This window comes from Micromonospora sp. B9E7, from assembly GCF_039871815.1.
Lineage (GTDB): Bacteria > Actinomycetota > Actinomycetes > Mycobacteriales > Micromonosporaceae > Micromonospora.
Genome location: NZ_JBDPLX010000002.1, coordinates 312855 through 337967 on the forward strand (window position 1 = coordinate 312855; position 25113 = coordinate 337967).

Sequence of the window (25113 nt, forward strand, 5' to 3'; positions counted from 1 at the left end):
TCCCCCGGGGTCACGAGCCCGGGTCGAGCAGGGCGACCTCACCGGTGGCCAGGTCGTAGAGGCCGCCGGTGACGGCCACCCGCCCGGCGGCCACCGGCCCGGCCAGCAGGTCGTCCTCACGCAGCATGCGCACCGTCCGCCGGACGTGCCGGCGGATGGCCAGCGGGTGCACCGCCGGGTCGTCGAACCCGACGTCGGTCACCGCCGGGGCGATCTCGTCCACCAGGTACGCCAGCGACCCCCCGGGACGTTCCCCGGTGCGCAGCGCGTCCACGGCGGCGCCCACCGCGCCGCACCGCTCGTGGCCGAGGACCAGCACCAGTGGTACGCCGAGCTGCCCGACCACGTACTCGATGGAGCCGCACACCGCCCGGTCGAGCACGTGCCCACCGGTACGGATCACGCAGATCGCGCCGAACGTCTGGTCGAAGATCGCCTCCAGCGGCACCCGAGAGTCGATGCAGCCGAGCACCACCGCGTACGGCTGCTGGTCACCAGAGGCGGCGGCTGCGGCCGTGACGTCGTGCCCGTGGATCGGCTGCCCGCTGACGAACCGCCGGTTCCCGGCGAGCAGGTCGGCCAGCGCGGCGCGGGGCGTGCCGCCGGCCTGCCGCCCCTGCCCCGGCGTACCACCCATGGGTGCTCCCGACGACCCCATGCCGTTCAGCTTGGCCTTCCTCCGACGAGCAGGGGCGAGGTCGGGAATGTTCGCCCTGGTGCGATTGGCGTGGTGTCATGGCGGGTAGCCGGTGTTACCGCCGGGTATCCCGGTGCTGGTGGTGCTGGGCGGCCCTGGGGAGGTGGCGATGCCGGAGCGGTTCGAGGTTGCCATGCCGGACGGCGTACGGCTCAACGTCGAGGTGACGGGGCCGACGGACGCCCAGGTGACGGCTGTCCTGCTGCACGGTTGGACGCTGGACGGGCGCGCCTGGCACCGACAGGTCGACGCGCTCAGCGCCTCGGTCGACGGGGCGGTGCGGGTGGTCACCTACGACGCGCGGGGGCACGGGCGCTCCAGCTGCATGGCGCTGCCCACGGCCACCCTGGCCCAGCTCGGCGACGACCTGGCCGCGCTGATCGACAGGGTGGCGCCGTCCGGGCCGGTGCTCCTGGTCGGGCACTCGATGGGCGGCATGACGATCATGGAGTACGCCCACCGCCACCCCGCGCACTTCGCCGCCCGGACGGCCGGGCTGGTCTTCGTCTCGACCACCGCCGAGGGGCACACGCACACCGTCTACGGGCTCTCGCCGCGGATCGCCCGGCTGATCCGGCTGGCCGAGACCACCGGTGCCGGGGTGTTGGCCAGGTGCGGTTCGTGGCGGGCGCCCCGGGCGCTGCTGAACGCGCTGCGACCGAGCATCCGGTGGATGCTCTTCGGCGACCGCTGTGAGTCGTCCGACCTCCGCCTGGTTACCTCGGCGGTGGCTCGTGCCTCGCTGCGCTCGATCGGCGGGTTCCGCGCCTCCATCGGCGCCCAGCACCGCCTGGACACGCTCGCCGCGCTGGCCCATCTGCCGGCCGCCGCGCTGGTCGGCGACCGGGACCGGCTGACGCCACCACCGTGCGCCGAGTCGATCGCGGCGGCCCTGCCGGCCACCGAGCTGACCGTCTGCCCTGGTGCCGGGCACATGCTGATGATGGAGCGCCCGGACGAGGTCAACACCGCGCTCACCGGCGTCCTCCGTCGGGTGCTCGCCGAAACTTCGTCCCGCGGCCTCGGCGTGGCTCCCGCCCGGAGCGGCGCCTGACCACGTTCCCGCACCTCGGGCGCGGCGGGTCGGGCGCGGGGCCGTACCCTTCTGCGGTTGGCTTGCGCGGTTCCCGCCGCCTGCCGGCGACCTTCGAAGGAGCGTGCGTTGACCGACCAGACCGGCCTGGAGCAGGAGATCGCCGTCGAGCAACGCCACCTCGACCGGGTGTACGCGCGGTTGGCCGAACTGCGGCAGTCGGCGGTCCGCGCCGAGCGTGACGGCTACCGGATGGCCCGGGTGGGTACGCACGGCGCGCTGGTCGAGCGCGACGCGATGGTCTTCCACGCGGCGCAGCGGCGGCACACCCTGGACGCCGAGCACGAGGGGCTGGTCTTCGGCCGGCTGGACCTGCGCGACCGTCAGGTGCTGCACGTCGGGCGCCTCGGCATCCGGGACGAGGACGCCCGCACGCTGGTCGTCGACTGGCGGGCGCCGGCCGCCGCCGCCTTCTACCAGGCCACGCCGGCGCAGCCGCTGGGCGTGGTGCGCCGCCGCACGATCCAGTCCCGCGCCGAACGGGTCACCCGGATCGAGGACGATCTGCTGGACCCGAACGCCGCCCCGGAGGGGATGACCGTCGTCGGTGACGGCGCGTTGCTGGCCACCCTGTCCAAGGCCACCGGCCGGGGCATGCGGGACATCGTGGCGACCATCCAGCGGGAACAGGACGAGGCCATCCGCTCTCCCGGCTCCGGGGTCACGATCGTCGCCGGCGGCCCCGGCACCGGTAAGACCGCTGTCGCACTGCACCGGGCCGCGTTCCTGCTCTACTCCGACCGCAGCCGGTACGCGGGCGGCGGCATCCTGGTGGTGGGCCCGTCGTCGGTCTTCGTGGAGTACATCGGCTCGGTGCTGCCGTCGCTCGGTGAGGACACCGCGACCCTGCACTCGCTGGGCACCCTCTTTCCGGGGATGACGGCGACGCGCCCCGACCCGCCGGAGGTGGCGGCGGTGAAGGGTTCGCTGCGGATGCGTCGGGTGCTGGAGCGGGCGGCCCGTGACGCGGTGCCGGGTGGCCCGGGTGAACTGCGGCTGCTCTACCGGGGCACGCTGCTGCGGCTGGACCGGACGACGCTGGACCGGATCCGGGACCGCGCGCTGCACCGGGGCGCCCGACGCAACGAGGTGCGCCGGGCCGGCTTCGACGGGGTGTTCGCCGCGCTCTGGGCGCAGGCCCGGGAGGTGGGCATCACCCGACTGCCGGAGCAGCGGGCCTTCGAGGCGGAGATCGCCGAACGGTCGGAGTTCCGGGAGTTCCTCAAGGCGTGGTGGCCTCGTCTGCACCCCCGGCACGTGCTCGGCTGGCTGACCCAGCCGGACCGGCTGCGTCGGTACGCCGGGGGGATCCTCTCCCATGCGGAGATCCGAATGCTCACCGCCGCGTACCGGGACCTCGACTCGACCGGGCTGACCATCGCCGACATCGCGCTGTTGGACGAGTTGGACGCGCTGCTCGGCAAGCCGGCGCAGCCGGCCCGGGCCCGTCGCGACCCGTTCCAGCTGGCTGGTGGCGTACGCGAGCTGAGCACCCTCGGCGACCGGCAGCGGGCCGCCCGTGCGGCGGCCCGGGAACGCCCGGAGGACTACCGGGACTACGCCCACGTGGTGGTCGACGAGGCGCAGGACGTCTCACCGATGCAGTGGCGGATGATCGGTCGTCGTGGTCGGCTGGCCTCCTGGACGGTGGTGGGTGACCCGGCGCAGACCGCGTGGACCGGCGACCCCGACGAGTTGGACCGGGCTCGGGACCAGGCGCTGGGCCGGCGCAAGCGGCACGATTTCACGCTCACGACCAACTACCGCAACTCCTCGGAGATCTTCGCGGTGGCGGCGGCGGAGATCCGTCGGCTCTACCCGGACCTGCCGCTGCCGACCGCCGTCCGCTCCACCGGGGTCGATCCGGTCGAGCTGGTGGTGCCCGCGACGGGGTTGGCGACCGCGACCGTGAAGGCCGCCGCCGACCTGCTGGCCGAGGTGGAGGGCACGGTCGGCGTGATCACGCCGGTGCCGCGTCGGGACGAGGTCGCCGGATGGCTCGACGCGCTCGACGCGCCGAGGTTGCAGGTGGTCACCAGCCTGGAGGCCAAGGGCATGGAGTACGACGGAGTCGTGCTGGTCTCCCCGAGCGAGATCCGGGCGGATCCGGGTGCCGGGGTGCGCACCCTGTACGTGGCGCTGTCCCGGGCCACCCAGCGACTCACCACCATCGACCCGACCGGCTGACCTGGCCGGGCGGCCGTCGGTGGGAGGCACCGCCCGCACACTTGCATACATTGCGATGTGAACATACATTGGACCGGAACCCGGATGGCGGCGGAAGGTAATTCACGTGGGCGCAGGTCATGACCACCACCACGGGTCCGTCGCCAATGCCGCACACCAGCACCGGGGGCGACTCTGGGCGGCATTCGGGCTGCTCGCCACCCTGATGGTGGTCGAGGCGGTGACCGCCCTGCACACCGGCTCGCTCGCCCTGCTCTCCGACGCCGGGCACATGTTCACCGACGTGCTCGGCATCGGAATGGCGCTCGCCGCGATCACCGCGACCCGGCGGGCCACCGGTGACCCGCAGCGCACCTTCGGGCTCTACCGACTCGAGGTGCTCGCCGCGCTGGCCAACGCCGTCCTGCTCTCCGGCGTCGCGGTCTACGTGGTGGTCGAGGCGATCCGCCGCTTCGGCGACCCGCACGAGGTCGTCACCGGCCCGATGCTCGTGGTGGCCGTGCTCGGCCTGCTCGCGAACGTCGTCGCCTTCGCCCTGCTCCGCCCCGGCGCGCAGGCGAGCATCAACATCCAGGGCGCCTACCTGGAGGTGCTCGGCGACCTGCTCGGCTCGGTCGGCGTGATCGGCGCGGCGCTGCTCATCACCGTCACCGACTGGTGGTGGGCCGACCCGCTGGTCGCCGTCGCCATCGGCGTGTTCATCCTGCCGCGCACCTGGCGGCTGGCCCGGGCAGCCGTCCGCATCCTGGTGCAGGCCGCACCGGAACACCTCCAGGTGACCGCCGTGCACGACCGGCTGGCCGCGGTCCCCGGCGTGGTCGAGGTGCACGACCTGCACGTCTGGACGCTCACCTCGGGCATGGACGTGGCCTCCGCACACCTGACCATGGAGCCCGGCGCGGAGGTCGGCGCGGTGCTCACCGCCGCGCGTACGGCCCTGCACGACGACTTCCGGATCGAGCACGCGACGTTGCAGATCGAGCCGGGTGCCCCCTCCGGGGCATGCGGCTCCATCGAGTGGTGACGGCGGCTCCCCGTCACGACGCACGCACCGTCCGTCACATTCGCTGCAGCCGCCCCACCGGTACCGGTAGGCTCGGTCCCGGCCGCCACCAGGCGGCGCCTCCCGGCGCCGGTGGTGGTCGTCGCCTAATCGCCCGCACGGGCGAACCGGGGAACCATGTTCCTGGGGTGCATCCGCGTCAGCGGTAGGGATCTTCCGTCCCGAACCCGTCAGCTAACCCGGTCGGCGGCTGACGGAAGGACTGCGCAGTGGCACCAGCACGACCACCTGCCGCCCGACTGGCGGCCCTGATCGTCGCGATGTTCGCCCTCGGCGTCGCGCTCCCGGCCGGCACCGCCTCGGCCGCTCCCCCGACCGGCCAACGGGCCGCCGCACCTGACTCCGACGAAGAGGGCGGCACCCCGGCACTTCGAGCCCAACTCGAGGCCGCCAGCAAGGGCTACCTGGACGCGAAGCGCGCCCTGGACGCCTCCGTGCAGCGGCAGCAGCAGCTCACCACCCAGTTGAAGACCCTCGAGGTCGAGCTCGACCAGCGCAGCGGCAAGGTCGGCGAGATCGCCGGCGTCGCGTACCGCACCGGCCGACTCAGCGCGATGTCGGCGCTGCTCAACAGCGACAGCCCGGAAGGCTTCATGGACCGGGCCGCCGCCCTGGACGCGGTGGCCGCCAACGAGGACCGGGTGCTGCGCGACCTCCTCGCCAGCAAGGACCAGGCCAACCGCACCCGGGTCGCCCTGGACGGTGAGATCAACGAACAACGCAAGCAGGTCGCGGTGATGGCCAAGCGCAAGGAGCAGGCAGAGCGGGCCCTGACCGTCGCCACCGCCCCGAAGCCGCAGACCACCGCCGACACCGACTCCAACCGGGGCACCTCCACCAGCAACGCGAAGGCCGCGCCGCGCAACTCCGACGGCTCCTGGCCGAAGGAGTCGTGCAGCGTCGACGACCCCACGCCGGCCAGCGGCTGCGTCACCCCGCGCACCCTGCACGCCCTCAACCAGGCCAAGGCCGCCGGCTTCACCCGGTACGTCTCCTGCCACCGCAACGGAGGCTCCGGCGAACACCCGAAGGGCCGAGCCTGCGACTTCGCCGCGCAGAAGAGCGGCTTCGGCGGGAACGCCACCGGCGGCGACAAGACGTACGGCAACAACCTGGCCGCGTACTTCATCCGCAACGCCGACCGGCTCGCCGTGCTGTACGTGATCTGGTACCGACAGATCTGGCTGCCCAGCAGCGGGTGGAAGTCGTACAGCGGCGCTAACGGCACGCCGTCCACCGACCACACCAACCACGTACACCTGTCGGTCTACTGACCACCCGTGGCCGGACGTACACCTGATGTCGTCGGTGGTCGGACGACCCGGCCAGGGTCGGCGGGCAGCATCGCGGTATGCCTCGGATCCCACCCACGGCCCGCAAGGGGCTGCTCACCCTGCATCTGGTCACCTCGCTGGGCTGGCTCGGCACCGACCTGGTGCTGCTCACCCTCGGCATCGCCGTGCAGCGGGGTGCCGACCCGGCCGTCTTCTACCCGGTCGGCGCGGTGGTCGGCACCGTCCTGTTCGCGCCGCTGAGCGTCCTGGTCTGGCTGATCGGTGTCGCCAGCGCGTTGCTCACGCCGTGGGGCCTGCTGCGTTACCGGTGGGTGCTGGTCAAGCTCGTGCTCACCACGGTGATGGTCGGACTGGTGCTGTTCCTGCTCACCCCGAACCTGCGACACGCCGGAGCATTGGGCGCCGCCCTGCCCGCACGGGATCGCGCCGACCTGGTGATCGCACCCGCGGTGTCGACCAGCCTCATGATCATCGCGACGGTGCTGTCCACCTACAAGCCGTGGGGCCGGCGGCCGGTCACCCGACCGACCACCGCGAACAGCACCCGCGCCGCCCTGGACCAGGCCGCGACGACGACGCCGCCAGGGTGACCACCTACATCATGATCGCACTGCAACCATGATGTAGTGGCCTCCTGACGCCACGGAGGCCACTACATCCACGATCGAGCGTGACCTTGGCGGCTGCGGACGTTCCGATCCGCTCCCGGTCGGCCGCGCCGGTGTTCGTCCTCAAGATCCGCGCAACATCAGGGATGGTGGTGTCTCCCGCCTGCCGGAGGCAGCAACATCCGAGATGTTGCTGGGATCTTGGGCAGGGCGCAGGGCGCGGGCGCACGGCATGGGCACGAGGCCTGGGGCGTAGGCGGGTCAGGCGGGTCAGGCGGAGGGCGGGGGGTCGGTGGCGCGTTCCAGGGCCGGGCCCAGTCGGGTGGCCAGGGCGAGGTGGGCGGCACGGGCCTGGCGGAACGCGTACCGGAACAGCGGGGTCGGCGCGGTCAGGGTGATCTCGACGTCGATCCGGACCAGGCCGTCCGGCTCGGGGCGCAGCCGGGTGTGGTTGCGCACGGTGGTCGCCGGCCACTGACGGGCCACCATGACGATCTCGTCGTCCTCGCTGATCAGCACGTCCGCGTGGTACGTCGTCGTGAAGCGCAGCGGGCCGACCGCCAGACGGTCGTTGATCGTGTAGCTGGCCTGCGCGCCGGGTCGGGGCGGCAGTCGACGGACCCGGACGATCAACGGGTGCAGCTCGCCCTGCCGGGTCAGGTCGCTGAGTATGGCCGCCGCGTGGGCCGGCGAGCACCGGGCCTGGACGGTGTAGCTGAAGGTATCGCTGCTGAGCACACCGTCTCCCGCCATCGATGGTCGCACGATCGTCCCCTACCGATGTCCGGCTGGCAACGGCCCCGGTGGACGGACCCGGGACGATGAGACACCGCACCACCAGTCGTCGCATTAAGGTTGTTCGGTGAGGAATCACCCGACCGTGCTGGGGGCGGACACCATGAACGGCGACGATCCGGCGAGCGGGCACGTGATGGTCTTCGCGCCCACTCCACAGCTGACCGTGACCGTGGACCAGCCCAACGACCACCCCGAGTTGCACCTGCACCCGGGCGGGCAGGGTGTCTGGCAGGCCCGGATGGTGCTCTCGCTCGGCGTCGACGTGGTGCTCTGCGCCGCCCTCGGGGGCGAGATCGGCCAGGTGTTGGAGCCGCTCCTGGTCAGCGAGGGCGTCGACCTCAAGGTGGTGGTCCGTGACTCCGGCAGCGGCGGGTACGTGCACGACCGCCGGAGCGGATCCCGGCAGGAGATCGCCGACGTACCCGGGCAGCCGTTGAGCCGACACGAACTCGACGAGCTGTACAACCTGGCTCTCGGGGAGGGCCTGGGGGCGGCGGTGAGCATCCTCAGCGGGCCGAACGAGCCGTGGCTCGTCCCCGCCGACCTGTACCGGCGTTTCGCGGCGGACCTCGGCGCCAACGGCGGTCGGGTGGTGGTCGACCTCTCCGGCGACCATCTCGCCGCGGTACTGGAGAGCGGCGTGTTCTTCCTCAAGGTGAGCCACGAGGAGTTGATCCGCGACGGCCGTGCCCGCACCGACGACAGCGTGGAACTGACCCGGGCCATGTACGAGCTGCACGCGGCCGGCGCCGAGACGGTGGTGGTGAGCCGGGCCGAACAGCCGGCGCTCGCGCTCATCGACGGGGAACTGTTCGAGGTCGAGATGCCGCGGCTGGAGGCCGCCGACCCGCGCGGCGCGGGCGACTCGATGACCGCCGGGGTCGCCGCCATCGTGGCCAGCGGCGGGGACATCCGGACCGCCATCCGGACCGGCGCGGCGGCCGGCGCGCTCAACGTGACCCGGCACGGCCTGGGCACCGGACGGCTGGACTCGATCACCGGCCTGGTGGATCGGGTCCGACTGGTGCCGGCGGACAGTCGGCCACAGGAGCGGACCACCCCCGACGAGCTGGCCGACCGGGTGGTCGAACGATGACCCTGCGGGTGCTCATCACCAACGACGACGGGATCGCGGCCCCGGGCATCCAGGCACTCGCCTGGGCGGCCGTGCAGCGGGGCCTGGACGTGGTGGTCGCCGCGCCGCTGGAGGAGGCGAGCGGCACCAGCGCCGCGATGAGCGCCATGGAACGGGACGGGCGGGTCGTCGTGAACGATCACCCGCTGCCCGACCTGGAGGGCGTGCCGGCGTACGGCGTCGGCGGCTCCCCCGGCTTCATCACGCTGATCGCCCTGCACGGCGCGTTCGGCCCACCGCCGTCGGTGGTGCTCTCCGGCATCAACCGTGGTGCCAACGCCGGTCGCGCAGTCCTGCACTCGGGCACGGTCGGGGCCGCGTTCACCGCAGCCACGAACGGATGCCGCGCGATGGCGGTCTCCCTCGACGTGCTCTCCGCGGGTGAGGCGACGGCGGCGAGCGGCGGCGCCGCCGTGGATGCCGCCGCCCGGGTACGGGACGCCGAACGGCACTGGAGCACCGCCGCGCGGGTTGCCCTGGATCTGCTCCCCCGGTTGACCTCCGCGCCGATCGAGAGCGTGCTGAACGTGAACGCACCGGACCTGCCGCACGGGCGGCTGCGCGGAGTGCGTCGAGGTGCGCTGGCCAGCTTCGGTCAGGTGCAGATGACGGTGGCCGAATCCGGCCACGGCTTCGTGCGTACCTCGCTGGAGGAGCCGGGGCAGGCCGCGCAGCCCGGCACGGACGTGGCGTTGCTGGCCGCCGGGTACGCCTCCGTGACGGCCGTCCGGGCGGTCACCGAGGCGACCGACGTCGACCTGACCGGGCTGGACGAACAACCGTGACGGGTGGCCGGTGCGCTCAGGCGCCGGGCAGCACCTCGGGGGTGGCGGCACCGGCGAAGTAGGGCTCCGGGGCGCCGAACAGGCCGAGCAGGCCGGTCACCCAGAGCTGCCGGTGCACGAACCGGCTCGGTTCGGTGACCACCAGCTTGACGTCGCTGACCTCAGCCGTCTGGAAGCCGGCGACCATGGCGCTGATGCCGACGGAGTCGATGAAGGTGACCAGCCTCATGTTGAGCTCGATGCGCAGGGGCCGACCCTTGGCCAGCACCTCCGCGATCGCTTCGCGCACCTCGTACGCTGTGTCGACGTCGATCTCGCCCCGCGGGGCGATCTCCACGACACCACCGGACAGAACCGACTTCACGATCGACAGGCTCACGCGAGCACCTCCACCCGCCCGTCCCCCGGGCGCCTCATCAGTACGCGGGCCGCGACCGAGAGTATTCCTCCAACGGCCTCGGTCGCCACCCCTCGGGATGAGCAATTCGCGGATCCGAGCCCACAAAGGGGCCCATATCCGTACTTTTCAGTATCTGATTACTCAACACTTTTCGTTATCTGCGCCTCGTCGATCAGTCGTGACCGACGCGTCGCCGGACCAGGGTAGCCGTCCGGGCCCGGCACGCCCGACAACCGCCCCACGACGTACGCCTGTCCCGCGTGCCACCGGCGTGTCGTCCGCGACCGCCCGCCCCGATCGGTGCCCATGGTTGCCGACCCGTCCTAGCATCGGCCGGGACACCCACCCTGACGGAGAGGACCTTCAATGATCAAGCGACTTGCCGGGCTGGCTGGAGTCGGCGTCCTGCTTGCCCTCGTGCTGGCCTGCGGTTTCGGCGGCGGCGACGGGGATGACGACGATGACGACGACGACTTCGCCCGGGGCGTTGCGGCAGTGGCGGTGCGCTGACTCTCGGCGAGCCGGGTTTGCGCCCGGGCACCCCTGGGCACTGGCGGGGTAGGCGAACCGTGACGCGCTGAACAGACGCCGAAGTCCGAAGTGGCCGGCGGCTTCGGCACCCGAGGAGGTAACCACGATGTTCGGAACCAACCTGCTGGACCGCCGCAGCAAGCCGGAGCGGATCGCGGACCAGGCCTGGGAACACCTGGCCTCCGCTGTCAGCTACGCCGGAGACAGTGTGCGGGACACCGCGCGGTCGGCCCGTCGCAACAGCGGTGACCTCGCCGATGGCGCTGGTGACCTGGTGGGCTCCGCCGCCGAAGAGGCGCGCCGCCGCGCCTCGTTGGCCTTCGACGCACTCGCCGGTCGCCAGCCGGCTCTGCCCTGGACACTGCTGATCGGCGCGGCCCTGGTCGGCGCGGCGGTCGGGTGGGCCGTCGGTTCCGCCGCGCGGGCCGCCGGCAGCCGGGACAACTCCTCCGTCGACGACGTGGAGTTCGTCGACGTCGACCGCCCCAGCTCCCCGGCGGTCTGACCACCACCTTCCCGCGCACCGCATCCCACGGGCCCCGATCGACCCAGGTCGAACGGGGCCCGTACCGCTGAGGTCGGTACGGGGTGGGGCCGGTCCGCCGGGTGCCGGACCCCTCAGGCGGCCCGGCGGACCGGTGCTCGGGTGGCGGTGGTGGGGCACACCCCGGGGGACGGGGGGCGACCGTTCGGGAACGCCGTGGCCCGGGGGACGGGCACGACGACGGGGACGGACGGAGCTGCCCCTGGCTCCACCACCCGACGCGACGGCTCCCGCGATCGAGGAACGCAATTACCGTAACCGAAACACGCCCGTGATGGAAGCGCTCCCATGGACGGATATCGCGGAGCGACTGTGCCGTCACCCGTTCCGGGCGAGGACGGTTCACCCGGTGCGGCGGCAGGTTCGACGTCGGCGGGCCTCCGGCTGCGAGTCGCCGCCCGGTTCGCCATCGGAGCACGGGAGGAGGACAGATGGCCGTCGCGGAGATCAGCCGCACCGACCAGGACATCCAGTCCGCCGTACTCGACGAGCTGACCTGGGAACCACGGGTGCAGCCGCACGAGATCGGCGTTACCGTCGCCGAGGGCGTCGTCACGCTGACCGGCCGGGTGGACAGCTACGCGAAGAAGTGGGCCGCCGAACGCGCCGCGCATCGGGTCGCCCGGGTCCGGGCCGTCGCCAACGACCTGGCCGTGCAACTCGCCACCGGCGCGGAGCGCACCGACCCCGACCTGGCCGCCGCCGCCAGCCACGCGCTGGAATGGGATGCGTTCGTGCCCATCGAGAAGCTCCAGGTCACCGTCTCGGCCGGCTGGGTGACGCTGCACGGCGACGTCGAGTGGGAGTACCAGCGCCGCGCCGCCGAACGGGCGGTCGGCCGGCTGACCGGCGTACGCGGGGTCAGCAACGGCATCACCGTCCAACCGGCCGCCGCGTCGGACGGTCGAGACCTGGCCGAGCGGATCGTCGACGCTCTCGCCCGAGCCGGGGCGACTGAGGCCGAACGGATCAGCGTCCGGGTGCACGGCGACACGGCGGTGCTCGCCGGACTGGTGCACTCGATGCCCGAGCGGGCCGAGGTCGAGCAGGTGGCGTGGTCCGCGCCCGGCATCCGCGAGGTGCAGAACCACATCGCGGTCGCCCCGGTGCTGGATTGAGCGAGCGCCCCGCGCGGCGCTGAGTGGGCGCCGCGCGGGCACGGAACCACCCGGGGTGGGTGAGTCCGCCTCACCCACCCCGGGAGCAGGCTGGGGGCATGAGTGATCCGAACGGGCTGATCCAACCGGGACACGCCGCCCCCGGCTTCACCCTGCCGGCCACCCCGGACGGGGACCTGACGGGGCCTGAGCAGTTCCGTGGCCGACCGGTCGTGCTCGCCTTCTACCCCGCCGACTGGAGCCCGGTCTGCGGTGACCAGATGTCGCTCTACCAGTCCGCGGCACCCGTCTTCGCGCAGTACGAGGCGGTCGTGCTCGGCCTCTCGGTGGACGGCATCTGGTCGCACCGGGCGTTCGCGCAGAGCCGGGGCATCGAGTTCCCACTGCTGGCCGACTTCGAGCCCAAGGGCGAGGTGGCCCGTGCCTACGGCGCGTACCAGCCGCGGGGTGAGGCCGCCCGCGCGCTCGTGGTGCTCGACCCGGCGGGCACGGTGGCCTGGAGCTATCTCTCGCCGCCCGACGTGAACCCGGGCGCCGACGGCATCTTCGACGCGCTGGACCAACTCACCGCCGATCGGAAGGTGACGACCGGATGACCACGCCACTGCAGGTCACCGCCCGACTCCGGGATCCGGTGACCACCGAGGACCACATCCGCGGGCCGGCCGACGCCTCGGTCACCGTCGTCGAGTACGGCGACTTCCAGTGCCAGTTCTGCGGTGCCGCGTACCCGAATCTGCACGAGTTGCTGCGGCAGCGGGCCGACACCGTACGGCTGGTCTACCGGTACTTCCCGATCGCCAACGTGCACCCGTACGCCGAACGCGCCGCCGAGACGGCCGAGGCAGCCGGGGTGCGGGGGCGGTTCTGGGAGATGCACGACTGGTTGTACGAGCACCAGGACCAGCTCGATCCGGTGCACCTCTCGCTCGGTGTCGAGCAGGTCGGGTTGCCCCCGGAGGAGTTGAACGCCGAGGTGGAGAGCCGTGCGCACGCGGACCGCGTACGCCGGGACTTCGTGGGCGGCATCCGCAGCGGAGTGAACGGCACACCCACCCTGTTCGTCAACGGCGTCCGGCACGACGGCGGCTACGACCTGCCCGACCTGTTGACGGCCGTGGACGCCGCCGGCAACGCCTGACCGCTCAGATCAGCCGCAACTCGCGCGCCCGCCGGACCGCTTCACGCCGGCGGGTCGCGTCGAGTTTGCGGTAGATGTTGCGGACGTGGGTCTTCACCGTGTTGACCGAGAGCGACAGTTCGCTGGCGATCTCCACGTTGGACAGGATGCTCTGCAGGTAGCGCAGGATGGTCAGCTCCCGCTCGGTGAGCGGCTCGTCGAGCATGCCTCTGGGCGCGGCGGCCGGCCGGGCGGTGGTGCTCGCGCTGGCCCCTCGGACCAGGTCGCTGACCAGCGCGAAGTGCGCGGTGCCGGCGTCCAGGTGGGCGGCCAGCAGGTTCCGCACGGGTGGCGCGGCGCGGGTGAAGACCCGCCGGCAGCCCTGCGGGCCGGCCAGATCCAGCACCTGTTCCAGGATCCGGCCGGCCCGACGACCGTCCCCGGCCTGCTCCGCCAGCACGGCGTCCAGCAGCCCCGCGTCCAGGCGTACCGGCAGGGGCCAGGCCGTGGCCGCCGGCGACTGCCAGCTCGGCAGGGCCCGCCCGGCCGCGGCAGTGTCGCCGGCGAGCAGTTCCACCTTCGCCATCGTCACCGCGAGCGCCGGGTCGGTCCCGTCGTCGGCGGCGCCGCTCAACAGGTCGCGGGCGGCGTCCAGGTCGCCCCGCTCGGCGCGCAGTTCGGCCTCGGCGGCTCGCAGCAGGCTGGTCAGCTCCGTGGCGGAGGGCCGGTCGACCAGCGCCGCACCGGCCTGGACGAGCAGCCGCTGGCCGGCTGCCGGGTCGCCGGCGTCGCGGTGCAACTGCGACCGGCACAGGGCGGCCACCGCCGCCGCCACGGGCTCGCCGGGGGCAGCGGCGAGCCAGGCGTCGCCGGTACCCGTCTCGGCGCTGCCAACCCAGCCGTCAGCGACGCCGAACGCGGGGCCGGCGAGAGCGAGGTTCGCCGTCGCCTCGTCGGGCTGGTCCCGCAGCAACGCCACCAGGGCCAACGCCAGGTACGCGTAGGCGCAGTCGAGCCGACAGGACCAGCCCCGGCAGGGCGGCATGCCCAGTGCGTCCCGGGCCGCCTGCTCGGCCGCCCGCAGCTCGCCGCGGACTGCGAGCAGCAGTGCGGCGCGGCTGGCGCCGACCAACTCGGTACGCGGCCGACCAGCCTCCCGAGCCGCCGCCCGGGCCCGGACGAAGCGGGCGGTCGGCAACGCGCCCTCGGCCAGCTCGACCAGCCCCAGGGCGGTGCCGGTGAACGCCCTCAGGTCCGCGTCGTCGGCCGCGCCGCCCCCACCGGTGGTGGGCGCGGAGCTGGCAGTCCCGGTCGGCGCGGAGTCCGGCACCCGGGTCGGTGTGGCGCCCGCCGGGCGGGTTCGCAGCAGTCGGGCGGCGGCGGCCCGAACCTCCGCCGGGTCGTCGGCGAGCCGGGCCACGCTCATCTCCAGCGCGGTGACCAACCGCAGGAACCGGTCGCGTCGCGGCACGGGAAGGCCCGCGGCGTGTCCGGCCGCCGCGCGTAGGTGGCCGGCGGCGGCCGGCAGATCGCCGGCGTACGCACGCTCGGCGGCACAGGCCAACGCCACCTCCGGATCGGCGCGGACCACCTCCGCCGGTGGGGACCCGGGGGCCGGAGCGTGCACCGGTGCACGGTCGTAGCGGGTCAGCTCCGGCCAGTGCGCGACGAACAGGTCACCGGCCAGCTCCCATCGGCCGGCGGCCAGCGCGTGCCGCAGACCGTCGGGCGGCCGGCCGTCGCCCGCGTACCAGTCGGCGGCCCGAGCGTGCAGCTCGCGCAGCTCGTCGGCGGGCAACCGGGCCAGGTCGGCGCGGAGCAGGTCGGCGAGCAGGGGCTCGCACCGGTACCAGGGTGGGCGGACGTCCTCCCGGTGCAGCAGACCGCCGGCCCCGGCCAGGTCGGCGAGCGCCTGCCCGGCATCGGCGCGGCCGGTCAGCGCCTCGGCCAGGTCGGCGCAGACGGTGTCGACCAGGGCGGTACGCCGCAGCAGGTCCTCCTCGGCCGGGTCGAGCGTCGCGAGCACCTCCTCGTGCAGGTAGCCGGCGATCTCCGGTTGGTCGCCGCCGAACTGTCCCACCCAGCGCTCCGGGTCGGGCTGACCGCGTACCGCCAGGGCCGCGATGCGCAGCGCGGCCGGCCACCCTCCGGTCCGATCCCGCAGACGGTGCACGGCGGCCGCCGGTAGCGCGGCGCCGTGCGCGGTGAGCAGGTCGGCCACCTCGTCGTCGGTGAACGCCAACTCGTCCGGGCCGATCTCGGTCAGCTCGCCGGCGAGGCGAAGCCGGTGCAGCGGCAGGTGCAAGCCGGCCCGCGCGCCGATCACCAGACGCAGCCGCTGCTCGGCATGGCGCAGCAGGAACTCCAACCCGCTCAGCGCGGCCGGGTCGGTGACCCGGTGCAGGTCGTCCAGGATCAGCAGCACCGGCCGGTCCGCGGCGGCGAGCGAGGCGGCCAGCGCCTCCAGGTGCTCGGGGCGCGGCGACCGGTCGGGCACCGGCCCGCTCTCCGTCGAGCCGGTCGCCGAGCGCAGCGCCGCCGCGAGGTACGCCCAGAGCCGGTCACCGTCGTCGCCGACCTCCACGGACACCCATGCCGGGACCGGGCTGGCCTCGGGCGGGGCCGCCAGTTGGCCGGAGTCGGGCACGACAGCGCCCGGCTCGACGTCGGCCGGAGCGCCACCCAGCCGCACCCAGGACGCGAGCAGGGTGGTCTTGCCCCAGCCGGCGGGAGCAGCGATCCGGGTGACCGGTCCCGCGCTGCCCTCGTCCAACCGGCGCAGCAGTCGGGGCCGGGCCACCACCGGTTCCGGCGGCACGGCCGGCGTCAGCCGGGACGCCAGCAGCGGCGGCCCCGCCGCCGGCTCGACCCGCACGCGATCCTGTTCCGGCACCCGGCCCCACCCCCACCGCACGTTCCGCCCCCGGTCGGCGAGCGGTTACCCGGCGGGGGGCGGTTCACCCCTTCCGGGCGAGCACGCTTCACCCGACCGGGACCGACGATCGGGAGACGTGGACGGGAGGACGGGTGGGACCGATGGGACGGCTGGCGCGGGCGGGACCCGCCTTCGGCAGCGGTGCGCTGGCCGGGGCGGCGCGGTTGCTGCGCGTACCCCGGTGGCTGGGGTGGCCGGGCGCGGACGGCGATGCCGCCGCGCGCCGCCGGACCGGCGCGGACGGCGACCCTGTCGGGCCGGCCCGGTGGGAGGTGGTGACGGTCGACCGACCGCCGGAGCAGGTGCTTCCCGACGGTCGCTGGCCCGAGCCGCTGCGCCGGCTGGACGGGGCGATCGAGGTGCGGGTGCGGCCGGCGCCCGGCGACCGGGGCACGGAGTTGGCCGCCCGGCCGCTGGCCGGCGGCACCCCGCCCGCCGGGTTGGCCGCGCACCTGGTCGGCGACGACCCCGGGCTGCTGGTGCGCCGGACGTTGCGCCAGGTCAAGCAGCACGTGGAGGCCGGCGAGGTGCTGCGCGCGGACCGGTCCCCGCTGGACCGCCCCGAGGTGCGCGGGTGAGGGCGCTGTGCTGGGTGGCCGCCGACGAGGTGGCGGTACGCGAGGTGCCCGACCCGGAGCTGCGCAACGAACGGGACGTCATCGTCCGGGTTCGGCGCAGCGCCACCAGCGGCGGTGACCTGCCGCTGCTGGCCGGCCGGGATCCGCTGCTGCGGGCCGGTGACGTGCTCGGGGCCGAGTTCCTGGGCGAGGTGGTCGAGGCCGGGCCCGCGGTCCGCCGGCACCGCACCGGCGACCGGGTGGTCGTGGGCGCGAGCGTCGCCTGCGGCGGCTGCTGGTACTGCCGTCAGGGCCTGCACTCCTGCTGCGACAACGGCAGCGCCGACCCGGCGAGCGCGGACCTCGACTGGGAGCGTTCCGACGCCGGTTGCTTCGGCCGGCCCCGAGCGGCGGGCGGGTTCGCCGGCGGTCACGCCGAGTACGTGCGGGTGCCGTACGCCGACGTGGGCGCTTTCGGAGTGCCGGACGGGGTCGACGACGACCGGGCGGTGTTCGCCGCCGACGCCGCGCCGACCGGGTGGCTGGCGGCGGATCTGGGGGCGGTGCGTCCGGGTGACGTGCTGGCGATCTGGGGTGCCGGGGCGGTGGGTCAGCTGACCGCCCGGGCGGCGGTGCTGCGCGGTGCCGCCCGGGTGCTGGTGGTGGACCGCCACGAGGCGCGGTTGCGGATGGCCGAGCGGCACTGCGGTGCGGAGCCGCTGGACTACCGCCGCACCGACATCGCGGCGGAGCTGCGCGACCGCAGCGGCGGACGCGGTCCGGACGTGTGTGTGGTGGCGGTCGGCACGCCGCCGGCCCGATCACTTGTCGACCGGTTCGGTGGCCACACCGCCGACCGACCGGACGCGCTGCGGGAGGCCGTGCACGCCTGCCGCAAGGGCGGTGTGGTGGTCGTGCTCGGCGCGACCGGCGGCTTCGCCGACGCGTTTCCGCTGGGCACGGTGACCGACCGCCGGCTCACGCTGCGCGGCGCGCGTCGGCCGGACCTGCGCGAAATACCGATGCTGCTGGACCGGATGGCCCGCGACGAGCTGCGTACCGAGCATCTAGCCACCCACCGGTTGCCGTTGGAGCAGGCCCCCTACGGGTACGCGTTGTTCCGGGACCGGTCCGACGGTTGTGTACGAGCCGTGTTCACGCCCTGACGGCCTCTTCGGGATCTGCCATCGGGGGCCACGAATGGCAGACTCTGGGGATGGCTGGGGAGCGGACGTACGACGTGGTGCTGTTCGGGGCGACCGGGTTCACCGGCGGTTTGACCGCTGAATACCTGGCCCGGCACGCGCCGGGCGGGCTGCGCTGGGCGCTGGCCGGGCGCAACCAGCAGCGTCTCGCCGCCGTCCGGGACCGGCTCGCCGCGATCGACCCGACGCTGGCCGAGCTGCCGCTGCTCATCGCCGACGTGACCGACGCGGCCTCGCTGCGCGCGGTGGCGGAGAGCACCCGGGTGGTGGCCAGCACGGTCGGCCCGTACGTCCACCACGGGGAACCGCTGGTCGGGGCCTGCGCCCGGGCCGGCACCGACTACCTGGACATCACCGGCGAGCCGGAGTTCGTCGACCTGATGTACGTGCGCCACCACGACGAGGCGACCGGCACCGGAGCGCGGCTGGTGCACGCCTGCGGGTTCGACTCGATTCCACACGACCTGGGGGCCTGGTTCACGGTCAAGCAGTTGCCCGCCGACGTGCCGATCACCGTGGACGGTTACGTGCGCGCCGGTGGTCGGTTCTCCGGCGGCACGTACCATTCCGTGCTCACCGCGTTCTCCCGCACCGCGCAGGCCAGCAAGGCCGCCCGGGACCGCCGTGCGGTCGAGCCGCGCCCCACCGACCGCCGGGTCCGGGCGGTGCCCGGCCGGCTGGCCCGCTCCGCCGAGCTGGGCATCTGGACCGTCCCGCTGCCGACCATCGACCCACAGGTGGTCCGCCGCTCGGCGGTGGCCCGCCCGGAGTACGGCCCGGACTTCCGCTACCGGCACTTCGCGGCGGTGAAGCGGCTGCCCACGGTGCTGGCCGGCGCGGCCGGGCTCGGCGCGCTGATCGGGCTGGTGAAACTGCCACCCAGCCGACGTTGGCTGCTCGGTCGGCTCGCGTCCGGGCAGGGGCCCACCGCCCAGCAGCGGGCGGCGTCCTGGTTCCGGGTGCGGTTCGTCGGCACCGGAGGCGGCCAGCGGGTGGTCACCGAGGTCTCCGGCGGCGACCCGGGCTACGACGAGACGGCGAAGATGCTCGCCGAGTCGGCGCTCTGCCTGGCGCTCGACGACCTGCCGCCGAGCGCCGGCCAGCTCACCCCGGTCGCCGCGATGGGTGACGCGCTGCTCGACCGGCTCGTCCGGGCCGGGCTCTCCTTCCGGGTGCTGGACCGCTCGGCTTGACCCTCGACCGGGTCGAGGGGGCAGGATGCCCAGCGTGAGCGACCTGCACAGCATCGGTGAGCTGGCCCGGGCCAGTGGTCTGACCGTCAGCGCCCTGCGCTTCTACGACTCGGCGAGGGTGCTGGAGCCGACCCTGGTCGACCCGGTGACCGGCTACCGGTGGTACACCGACGCGCAGATCGCGCCGGCCCGCCTGGTGGCCGGGCTGCGCCGGATCGGCATGCCGGTGCCGGAGATCGCCGCCGCGGTACGCGCCGAGCCGGCCGTGGTGCACCAACTGCTCGACGCGCACCTGCGCCGGCTCGCCGACGGGCTCAGCGACGCCCGCCGCGAGGTCGACCGGCTCCGGGCCCTGGTGGACCCGGCCCCACCGACCGCCACCACGCTCCTGGTCTCCCCCGCCGCCCTGGCCGCCGCGCTCGACGCGGTGCGCTTCGCCGTCGGCGTCGACCCGGAGCTGCCGATGCTCGCCGGCGTGCTGTTCGACGTGGAGCCCGACGGCGTCCGGCTCGTCGCCACCGACCGGTACCGGCTCGCGCTGGCTCGGGCCGGGGCCGACGTCGACGGACCGCCGGTACGGGTGTTCGTGCCGGTGGCCCTCGTCGACCAGCTCCGGCCACTGCTCGACACCGCCGACGCCTGGCCGGTACGGCTGACCGTGGCGGGCACGGACCTGCGGGTGCGGGCGGCCGACCGCACGGTGACCGGCACCGCCCTGCCGTACGACTTCCCGGACTACCACCGGTTGCTGCGTCAGTCCGTCGGCGAGCGGCCGGCCGCGCGACGGATCCCGGTGGACGTGGCCACGCTGCGCGCCGCGCTGGCCGACCCGGCGGCCCCCACGGTCGCCCTCGACCACGACGGCACGACCCGGAAGGTCACCGTGCTCGGCGTCGACGACCAGGGCGGGCTACGGCTGCTCCCCGCCGCTGAGCCGGGGACCGACGCGCTGCGGATCGGCGTGGACGGTGGCTACCTGCTGGACGCGTTGAACGCGGGCGGCGCGCCGCAACTGGTGCTGGAGCTGGACGGGCCGATCGCCCCGCTGGCCGTACGCCGTCCGGACGACGCGGACACCTACTCGGTGCTGATGCCGATCCGGCTGTAGAACCGGGGTCGTCACTCCCCGTCCCGGGCCGGGAGGGCCGCGACGGTAGCATCTGGTGGTTCACCTGTGACCCCGGACGGAGGCGTACGGAGCAGCATGCTCGACATGGAGTTGATCCGGAAGGATCGCGAGGCGGTGGCGACCGCGCTGGCGAAGCGTCTGGATCCCGCCGAGGTCACCCGTGCCCTGGACGAGATCCAGCGGCTCGACCAGGAACGACGCGCACTGATCACGGAGATCGACGCCGAGCGGCAGCGCCGCAAGGCGGAGGCCCGGGCGTACGCGCAGGCGAAGCGTGCCGGCGAGGAGCCGCAGGTCGTCGCGCCGGACGCCGAGCGTCGACAGCTCGCCGACCTGGAATCCCAGCTGGACGAGGTGCAGGCCCGACTGCGCGACGCGATGAGCGAGCTGCCCAACCTGCCCAGCGACGACGTCGTGGCCGGCGGCAAGGAAGCCAACCAGGTCGTGAAGACCTTCGGCGAACCGCCGGTGATCGAGAAGGTCCGCGACCACGTGGAGCTGAGCCGGGCACTGGGCCTGGTCGACTACGAGCGCGGGGTCAAGCTCGGTGGGTCCGGTTTCTGGATCTACACCGGCATCGGTGCCCGGCTCGAGTGGGCGCTGCTCAACTACTTCGTCGACCAGCACATCAGGGCCGGCTACGAGTTCCTGCTCCCGCCGCACCTGCTGCTGGACTCGGCCGGCTTCGCCGCCGGGCAGTTCCCCAAGTTCTACGACGACGTCTACCACCTCGACTCGGCGTCCGCCCCGCGCGGTCAGTTCCTGCTGCCCACGTCGGAGACGGCGATCCTCGGGGCGTACCAGGACGAGATCCTGGAGACGCCGAAGCTGCCGCTGAAGGCGTTCGCGTACACCCCGTGCTACCGGCGGGAGTCGGCCGGCTCGCACTCGGACGAGCGCGGCACCGTGCGCGGGCACCAGTTCAACAAGGTGGAGATCTTCCAGTTCACCCTTCCGGAGCAGGCCGACGCCGCGCTGGAGGAGATGCTCGCCCACGCGGAGAGCCTGGTCGAGGGGCTGGGCCTGCACTACCAGCGCACCCTGCTCTCGGCCGGTGACGCCAGCGCCTCGATGAAGAAGACCCTCGACATCGAGGTGTGGATGCCGAGCACCGGGAAGTACAAGGAGGTGTCGTCGGTCTCCTGGGCCGGCGACTACCAGGCGCGTCGGGCTGCCATCCGCTACCGGGAGCCGGGCGGCAAGCAGACCCGTTTCGTGCACACGCTCAACGGCTCGGCGCTGGCCACCAGCCGGCTCTTCCCGGCCATCCTCGAGCAGTACCAGCAGGCCGACGGCAGCGTCCTGATCCCCAAGGTCCTCCAGGAGCGCCTGGGCACCGACCGTCTGACCCCCCTGCGCTAGCTGGAGGACGACGCTCCCCGAACCTGGTCGACGGCGGCGGGACCGATGCGTTCGCATCGGTCCCGCCGCCGTCCGTGGTCAATCCCGACGCGGAGCTTTTCCGGCTCCTGCGCGGACAGGCGGTGCCGGTTCAGGCACCGAACACCTCCGCGTGGGTCAGCCGGGCGTCACCGGGCTGCCAGTCGGCGACCGCGATCGCCACGTACCGCCCCGAGGACCTGGTCGAGATGGTGGTCTCGGGTCGCGGCTTCGGGACCGAGGCGACCGCTACGTAGCCGAGTCCGTCGGCAGAGGTGGCTACGGTGACCGGCCGCCGCCGACCGGGGGTCCAGGTCAGGCGGACCGATGCCAGATCCTGGAGCGATCCGAGGTCGATCACCAATCGGCCGTTCGGGCCGGGTTGCCAGGCGGTACCCGGGTCGCCGTCGACGGCGGCCGACGGGTCGGTCATACCAGCCGGGAGCGGTGACGTCGGGTAGGTCGTCCGAGACCGGGCCAGGTCGCTGGTCGGCGTCACCGTCCCACCCGCGAACGCGACGTCCCGGCTACGTCCAGCGGGTACCGTCACTCGCTGTCGGGCGCCACCGGCCGCGGACTCCAGCTGCACCATCACGATGTCCTCGGCGGGTGCGGTGATTCGGAGGTGGTGCGAGTCGGTTACGTCGAACCGGGTACCGGCGGGAATCGCCTTCCCAGGCCGTGTCGCGGTCGCGGTGAACCGGGGCGGCTCGACGTGTGCGGTAGCGGCGGCGAGGTCGACCTGGTAGTTGGTGGTCCCCGACCCGGTGACCTGGCTTCCGTGGTACAGCCGCAGCGTGGCACGCTGCGAAAGCGTGACGGCCGCCGTCGTGATGTCGTCGTCGGAGAGGTTGAACAGGCTCAGGTATCCGTCCGCGTCACTCACCCGCAACGCCTCCGGACCGCCGCTGGGCAGGGTTCGAGACGCCGCGGTGGCCAGGGCCGACCTGCTCGCGCCCGCGTACCCCTCGATGATCAGCCGAGTGCTACCGGTGGCCGGTCCGCTGGACAGGGTGACGGTGGTGGCGGTCACGGTGATCGGATTCTGGCCGTTGTGGACTACCAGACCCGCTCGTCCGTCGACGTCCAGCCAGGAGCCGGCGATGGTCGGGCTGTCCGGCACAACCGCCGCGTCGCTCCAGTTGGTGCCGTCAAGAGAGGTCTGGATGACGTAGCGGGTGCCGTACGCGGCCTCCCAGTCCAGGCGTACGCCACTGATGTCGATTGCCGCGCCCAGGTCGACGGCGAGCCAACTGTCCGCGCGGCCGCGTTCCTCACGGGCGACAGCCCAGCGGGTGCCGGGGTTGCCGTCGGTCGCGCGTGGTGCGGGGTAGGCGGGGTCGGCGGACGAGGCCGTGGTGTGCCGTCCGGTGGCGAGGTCGACCCCGCTGGCGTCGAGCACGGCGAAGGCGAACAGCGAGTAGCCGTACTGATTGACGGGGGATCGGCCGAGCATCCGCACGTACCTGGCTGTACGAGACGCAAAGCTGATCTGGTCAGTTCCGCCGTCGCCGACGCCCTGTTGTCCAGCCAGGGTGACGGACCCCTGTTCGCCGGTGAAGGTGCGGGTGCCGGTGAGCCCGGGTACCCCGGGCATGTCCAGGTTGAACAGGGTGAGGGCACCTTCATCGGCACCGATGCCGGTGGTGGCGTACACGACCGTACCGGTGGGCAGGGTGACGTATCCGGCGGTGCCATCGGCGACGCGTAGAACGGTGGCCGTGGCGTCGAGACCGTCCCGGGCCGTGGTGTACGCAGCGGAGGTGCGGCCGAGGACCGGCGCGGACTGCCTCGGCAGCAGCGACGCGGCGCGGGTGTCGAACAACCAGTTGTCGTGGGCGGGGGCCCACTGGAACGACACATACCCGGTCTTACTGACCGCTGCGGCGAAGGCGGTCGGGGTCTGCTGGGCGGTCAGGCCGGCCTGTTCCCCGAAATCCCGAGTGCCCGCCGCGGCGGTGAAGAAGGTGGTGCCATCAACCGGCTTGACCGCGCCGCCGTTGGCTGCCCGCCAGGTATGGAAGAGGTAGCTGATCGCGACCTCGGCCCGGGCCTCGGGCTCGTACTTCGGTTCGCCGCTGAACTTGGTGAGCCGGTTCTCGGGCGGGTAGTTCAGGTATGGCATGAGCCGGTCGGCCAGGTCCGCCTCGGCCCGGGCTGCGTGCCGGTCGCCCTGGACCTGCGCGAGGAAGGCGAGCGGCAGGACATCGCGGCCGTACAGGTGGTAGCGGTCCGCGACCATCGGCATGAACGGCTCGCCAGCGTCGCTGGCCATCAGTCGCATGGTCCGCCACAGTTGGTCGCCGTTGGGCTGCCGGGTGAGTGCCTCGGGCAGTGGCTGGCCGGCGGTCAGGAAGTGCGCGGCGGTACGGCCCGCGGTACGCCACAGTTCTTCCTGGTAGTGCGGGCCGAAGGAACCGTGGTTCTCGACGACGAAGGTGTCGTAGATGTTGTGGGCGGTGTTCCACTCCGCCACCGCCCGCCCGTCGACGATGGCGGGGTTGGCGCGGTCGGCCGGGGGCAGTCCGGTCGCGTTGAGCGTCCACGTCAGGAACCGCTCGCGCCACGCCGCGGCGGAGGGGTCGTCCGTCGCCCAGGCCAGGCCGGGCGCGATCGCCTGCGCGTAAACCCCCATCTCTTCGAGCTTGGTGTCACCGATCCAGCCGCCGGTCAGGCCGTTCGGCGTCCAACTGCCACTCAGCGGGTCGTTACCGGTGCCGAGGGAATGGGCGTAGGCGGCCTGCCCGCGGGCGATGCGGTCGACGTTGTTGCGGGTCACCTCGTCCAGTTCGGACCAGAGCAGCCGGGCGGCCAGGACGAAGTACAGCTCGAAGGTGCTGTCCCAGAACAGCTGTCGGCCCCACTCGGTGCCGCCGGCGAGCCGGTTGGTGGCCGCGTACCGCCGGATGGTGGCGAGGGTGCGGCCGTGCAGGGTGTCCCGGTCGACGCCGGCGACGGCTGGGTCGTACCCAGGCGAGCTGAGCAGGACCGCGTTGCCGAGGACGACCGCGAACCTGAAGTCCGCGAGGCGGTACGCGTTGATCGCCGGATCCCATTGCTGCTCCGACCATCGCGTGTGGGCGAGCAGGAGCGCGTGGTAGGTGTCGGCAACCGGGCCGGTGGCTGCGGCCGGTGACGGCGTGGCGGCTGGGGCGGCCTGGGCGGCGGCGGGTCGGGCGATGGCGAGTCCAGCGCCGACGGCGCTGCCAAGGATGAGGAGCCGCCGCCTGCTCAGTTCGAATTCGGATATGCGCATGGTGGTCCTTCGGTGTGACAACGTTGTCAGACAGACTCCGACGATCGTTTTCGGATGTCAAGACCAACGCCCTTGCCTCAGGGT

The 25113-nt window shown here is 73.2% G+C and carries 22 protein-coding genes and 1 riboswitch; of the genes, 17 read left to right on the forward strand and 5 right to left on the reverse strand.

Features of this window, described 5'->3' with window-relative positions; all coding sequences use genetic code 11:
* Window positions 1–10 precede the first annotated feature (10 nt).
* A complete protein-coding gene (locus ABGB10_RS04135; RefSeq protein ID WP_347659501.1) occupies window positions 11–637 on the reverse strand; it encodes a carbonic anhydrase in 627 nt (208 codons plus the stop codon).
* Window positions 638–806: 169 nt separating this feature from the next.
* Between ABGB10_RS04135 and ABGB10_RS04140 the strand changes: the two genes are divergently transcribed.
* The 5 genes from ABGB10_RS04140 (at window position 807) to ABGB10_RS04160 (ending at window position 6925) form a co-directional block, all read left to right on the forward strand.
* The gene (locus ABGB10_RS04140) at window positions 807–1751 is read left to right on the forward strand and encodes an alpha/beta hydrolase (protein WP_347659502.1); all 945 of its coding nucleotides are present in this window, start codon (window positions 807–809) and stop codon (window positions 1749–1751) included.
* 108 nt (window positions 1752–1859) lie between these two features.
* Window positions 1860–3977, forward strand: coding sequence for an AAA family ATPase (locus ABGB10_RS04145; protein ID WP_347659503.1), 2118 nt, complete (start codon window positions 1860–1862; stop codon window positions 3975–3977).
* 106 nt (window positions 3978–4083) lie between these two features.
* On the forward strand, window positions 4084–5001 hold the full coding sequence (locus tag ABGB10_RS04150; protein ID WP_347659504.1) for a cation diffusion facilitator family transporter: 918 nt from the start codon (window positions 4084–4086) through the stop codon (window positions 4999–5001).
* A 112-nt stretch (window positions 5002–5113) separates the two neighbouring features.
* A riboswitch (cyclic di-AMP (ydaO/yuaA leader) is annotated at window positions 5114–5245 on the forward strand.
* Window positions 5246–5300: 55 nt separating this feature from the next.
* The gene (locus tag ABGB10_RS04155; protein ID WP_347659699.1) at window positions 5301–6314 is read left to right on the forward strand and encodes a hypothetical protein; all 1014 of its coding nucleotides are present in this window, start codon (window positions 5301–5303) and stop codon (window positions 6312–6314) included.
* Window positions 6315–6391: 77 nt separating this feature from the next.
* A complete protein-coding gene (locus ABGB10_RS04160) occupies window positions 6392–6925 on the forward strand; it encodes a hypothetical protein (protein WP_347659505.1) in 534 nt (177 codons plus the stop codon).
* A 288-nt stretch (window positions 6926–7213) separates the two neighbouring features.
* Here ABGB10_RS04160 and ABGB10_RS04165 read toward each other — a convergent pair whose 3' ends face one another.
* The gene (locus ABGB10_RS04165) at window positions 7214–7681 is read right to left on the reverse strand and encodes an SRPBCC family protein (RefSeq protein WP_347659506.1); all 468 of its coding nucleotides are present in this window, start codon (window positions 7679–7681) and stop codon (window positions 7214–7216) included.
* Window positions 7682–7874: 193 nt separating this feature from the next.
* Here ABGB10_RS04165 and ABGB10_RS04170 point away from each other — a divergent pair, with 193 nt between their 5' ends.
* Both ABGB10_RS04170 and ABGB10_RS04175 read left to right on the forward strand, forming a co-directional pair.
* A complete protein-coding gene (locus ABGB10_RS04170; protein ID WP_347659700.1) occupies window positions 7875–8837 on the forward strand; it encodes a PfkB family carbohydrate kinase in 963 nt (320 codons plus the stop codon).
* Window positions 8834–9661 (forward strand): 5'/3'-nucleotidase SurE, encoded by an 828-nt coding sequence (locus tag ABGB10_RS04175; RefSeq protein WP_347659507.1) that lies wholly within the window; start codon window positions 8834–8836, stop codon window positions 9659–9661. The genes ABGB10_RS04170 and ABGB10_RS04175 overlap by 4 nt, the downstream gene beginning before the upstream one ends.
* 16 nt (window positions 9662–9677) lie before the next feature.
* Here ABGB10_RS04175 and ABGB10_RS04180 read toward each other — a convergent pair whose 3' ends face one another.
* Entirely contained in the window at window positions 9678–10040 is a 363-nt protein-coding gene (locus tag ABGB10_RS04180; protein WP_030330302.1) for an STAS domain-containing protein, read from the reverse strand.
* A 387-nt stretch (window positions 10041–10427) separates the two neighbouring features.
* Between ABGB10_RS04180 and ABGB10_RS04185 the strand changes: the two genes are divergently transcribed.
* The 5 genes from ABGB10_RS04185 (at window position 10428) to ABGB10_RS04205 (ending at window position 13395) form a co-directional block, all read left to right on the forward strand.
* Window positions 10428–10571, forward strand: a complete 144-nt coding sequence (locus tag ABGB10_RS04185; RefSeq protein ID WP_347659508.1) for a hypothetical protein — start codon at window positions 10428–10430, stop codon at window positions 10569–10571.
* Window positions 10572–10698: 127 nt separating this feature from the next.
* Window positions 10699–11097 carry a hypothetical protein gene (locus ABGB10_RS04190; RefSeq protein WP_347659509.1) on the forward strand — a complete coding sequence of 133 codons (399 nt, stop codon included), beginning with the start codon at window positions 10699–10701 and terminating at the stop codon, window positions 11095–11097.
* Window positions 11098–11567: 470 nt separating this feature from the next.
* Window positions 11568–12254: a BON domain-containing protein gene (locus tag ABGB10_RS04195; protein ID WP_347659510.1), complete on the forward strand. Its 687-nt coding sequence runs from the start codon at window positions 11568–11570 to the stop codon at window positions 12252–12254.
* 98 nt (window positions 12255–12352) lie between these two features.
* Window positions 12353–12850, forward strand: a complete 498-nt coding sequence (locus ABGB10_RS04200; protein WP_347659511.1) for a redoxin domain-containing protein — start codon at window positions 12353–12355, stop codon at window positions 12848–12850.
* Window positions 12847–13395, forward strand: a complete 549-nt coding sequence (locus tag ABGB10_RS04205) for a thioredoxin domain-containing protein (RefSeq protein WP_347659512.1) — start codon at window positions 12847–12849, stop codon at window positions 13393–13395. The genes ABGB10_RS04200 and ABGB10_RS04205 overlap by 4 nt, the downstream gene beginning before the upstream one ends.
* Window positions 13396–13399: 4 nt before the next feature.
* On the opposite strand, the gene ABGB10_RS04210 is transcribed toward ABGB10_RS04205, so the two are convergent.
* Window positions 13400–16267: a LuxR C-terminal-related transcriptional regulator gene (locus tag ABGB10_RS04210; RefSeq protein ID WP_347659513.1), complete on the reverse strand. Its 2868-nt coding sequence runs from the start codon at window positions 16265–16267 to the stop codon at window positions 13400–13402.
* A gap of 134 nt (window positions 16268–16401) precedes the next feature.
* Here ABGB10_RS04210 and ABGB10_RS04215 point away from each other — a divergent pair, with 134 nt between their 5' ends.
* The 5 genes from ABGB10_RS04215 to serS all read left to right on the forward strand — a co-directional run bounded on the left by ABGB10_RS04215 (window position 16402) and on the right by serS (window position 21755).
* Window positions 16402–16887 (forward strand): hypothetical protein, encoded by a 486-nt coding sequence (locus ABGB10_RS04215; RefSeq protein ID WP_347659514.1) that lies wholly within the window; start codon window positions 16402–16404, stop codon window positions 16885–16887.
* Window positions 16884–18032 carry an alcohol dehydrogenase catalytic domain-containing protein gene (locus ABGB10_RS04220; protein ID WP_347659515.1) on the forward strand — a complete coding sequence of 383 codons (1149 nt, stop codon included), beginning with the start codon at window positions 16884–16886 and terminating at the stop codon, window positions 18030–18032. The genes ABGB10_RS04215 and ABGB10_RS04220 overlap by 4 nt, the downstream gene beginning before the upstream one ends.
* A 50-nt stretch (window positions 18033–18082) precedes the next feature.
* Window positions 18083–19264 carry a saccharopine dehydrogenase NADP-binding domain-containing protein gene (locus ABGB10_RS04225; RefSeq protein ID WP_347659516.1) on the forward strand — a complete coding sequence of 394 codons (1182 nt, stop codon included), beginning with the start codon at window positions 18083–18085 and terminating at the stop codon, window positions 19262–19264.
* A 25-nt stretch (window positions 19265–19289) separates the two neighbouring features.
* Complete coding sequence (locus ABGB10_RS04230; protein ID WP_347659517.1) at window positions 19290–20372, forward strand: MerR family transcriptional regulator; 1083 nt, start codon at window positions 19290–19292, stop codon at window positions 20370–20372.
* A gap of 96 nt (window positions 20373–20468) precedes the next feature.
* Entirely contained in the window at window positions 20469–21755 is a 1287-nt protein-coding gene (gene serS / locus ABGB10_RS04235) for a serine--tRNA ligase (RefSeq protein ID WP_347659701.1), read from the forward strand.
* Window positions 21756–21885: 130 nt separating this feature from the next.
* On the opposite strand, the gene ABGB10_RS04240 is transcribed toward serS, so the two are convergent.
* Complete coding sequence (locus ABGB10_RS04240) at window positions 21886–25029, reverse strand: discoidin domain-containing protein (protein ID WP_347659518.1); 3144 nt, start codon at window positions 25027–25029, stop codon at window positions 21886–21888.
* Window positions 25030–25113 lie beyond the last annotated feature (84 nt).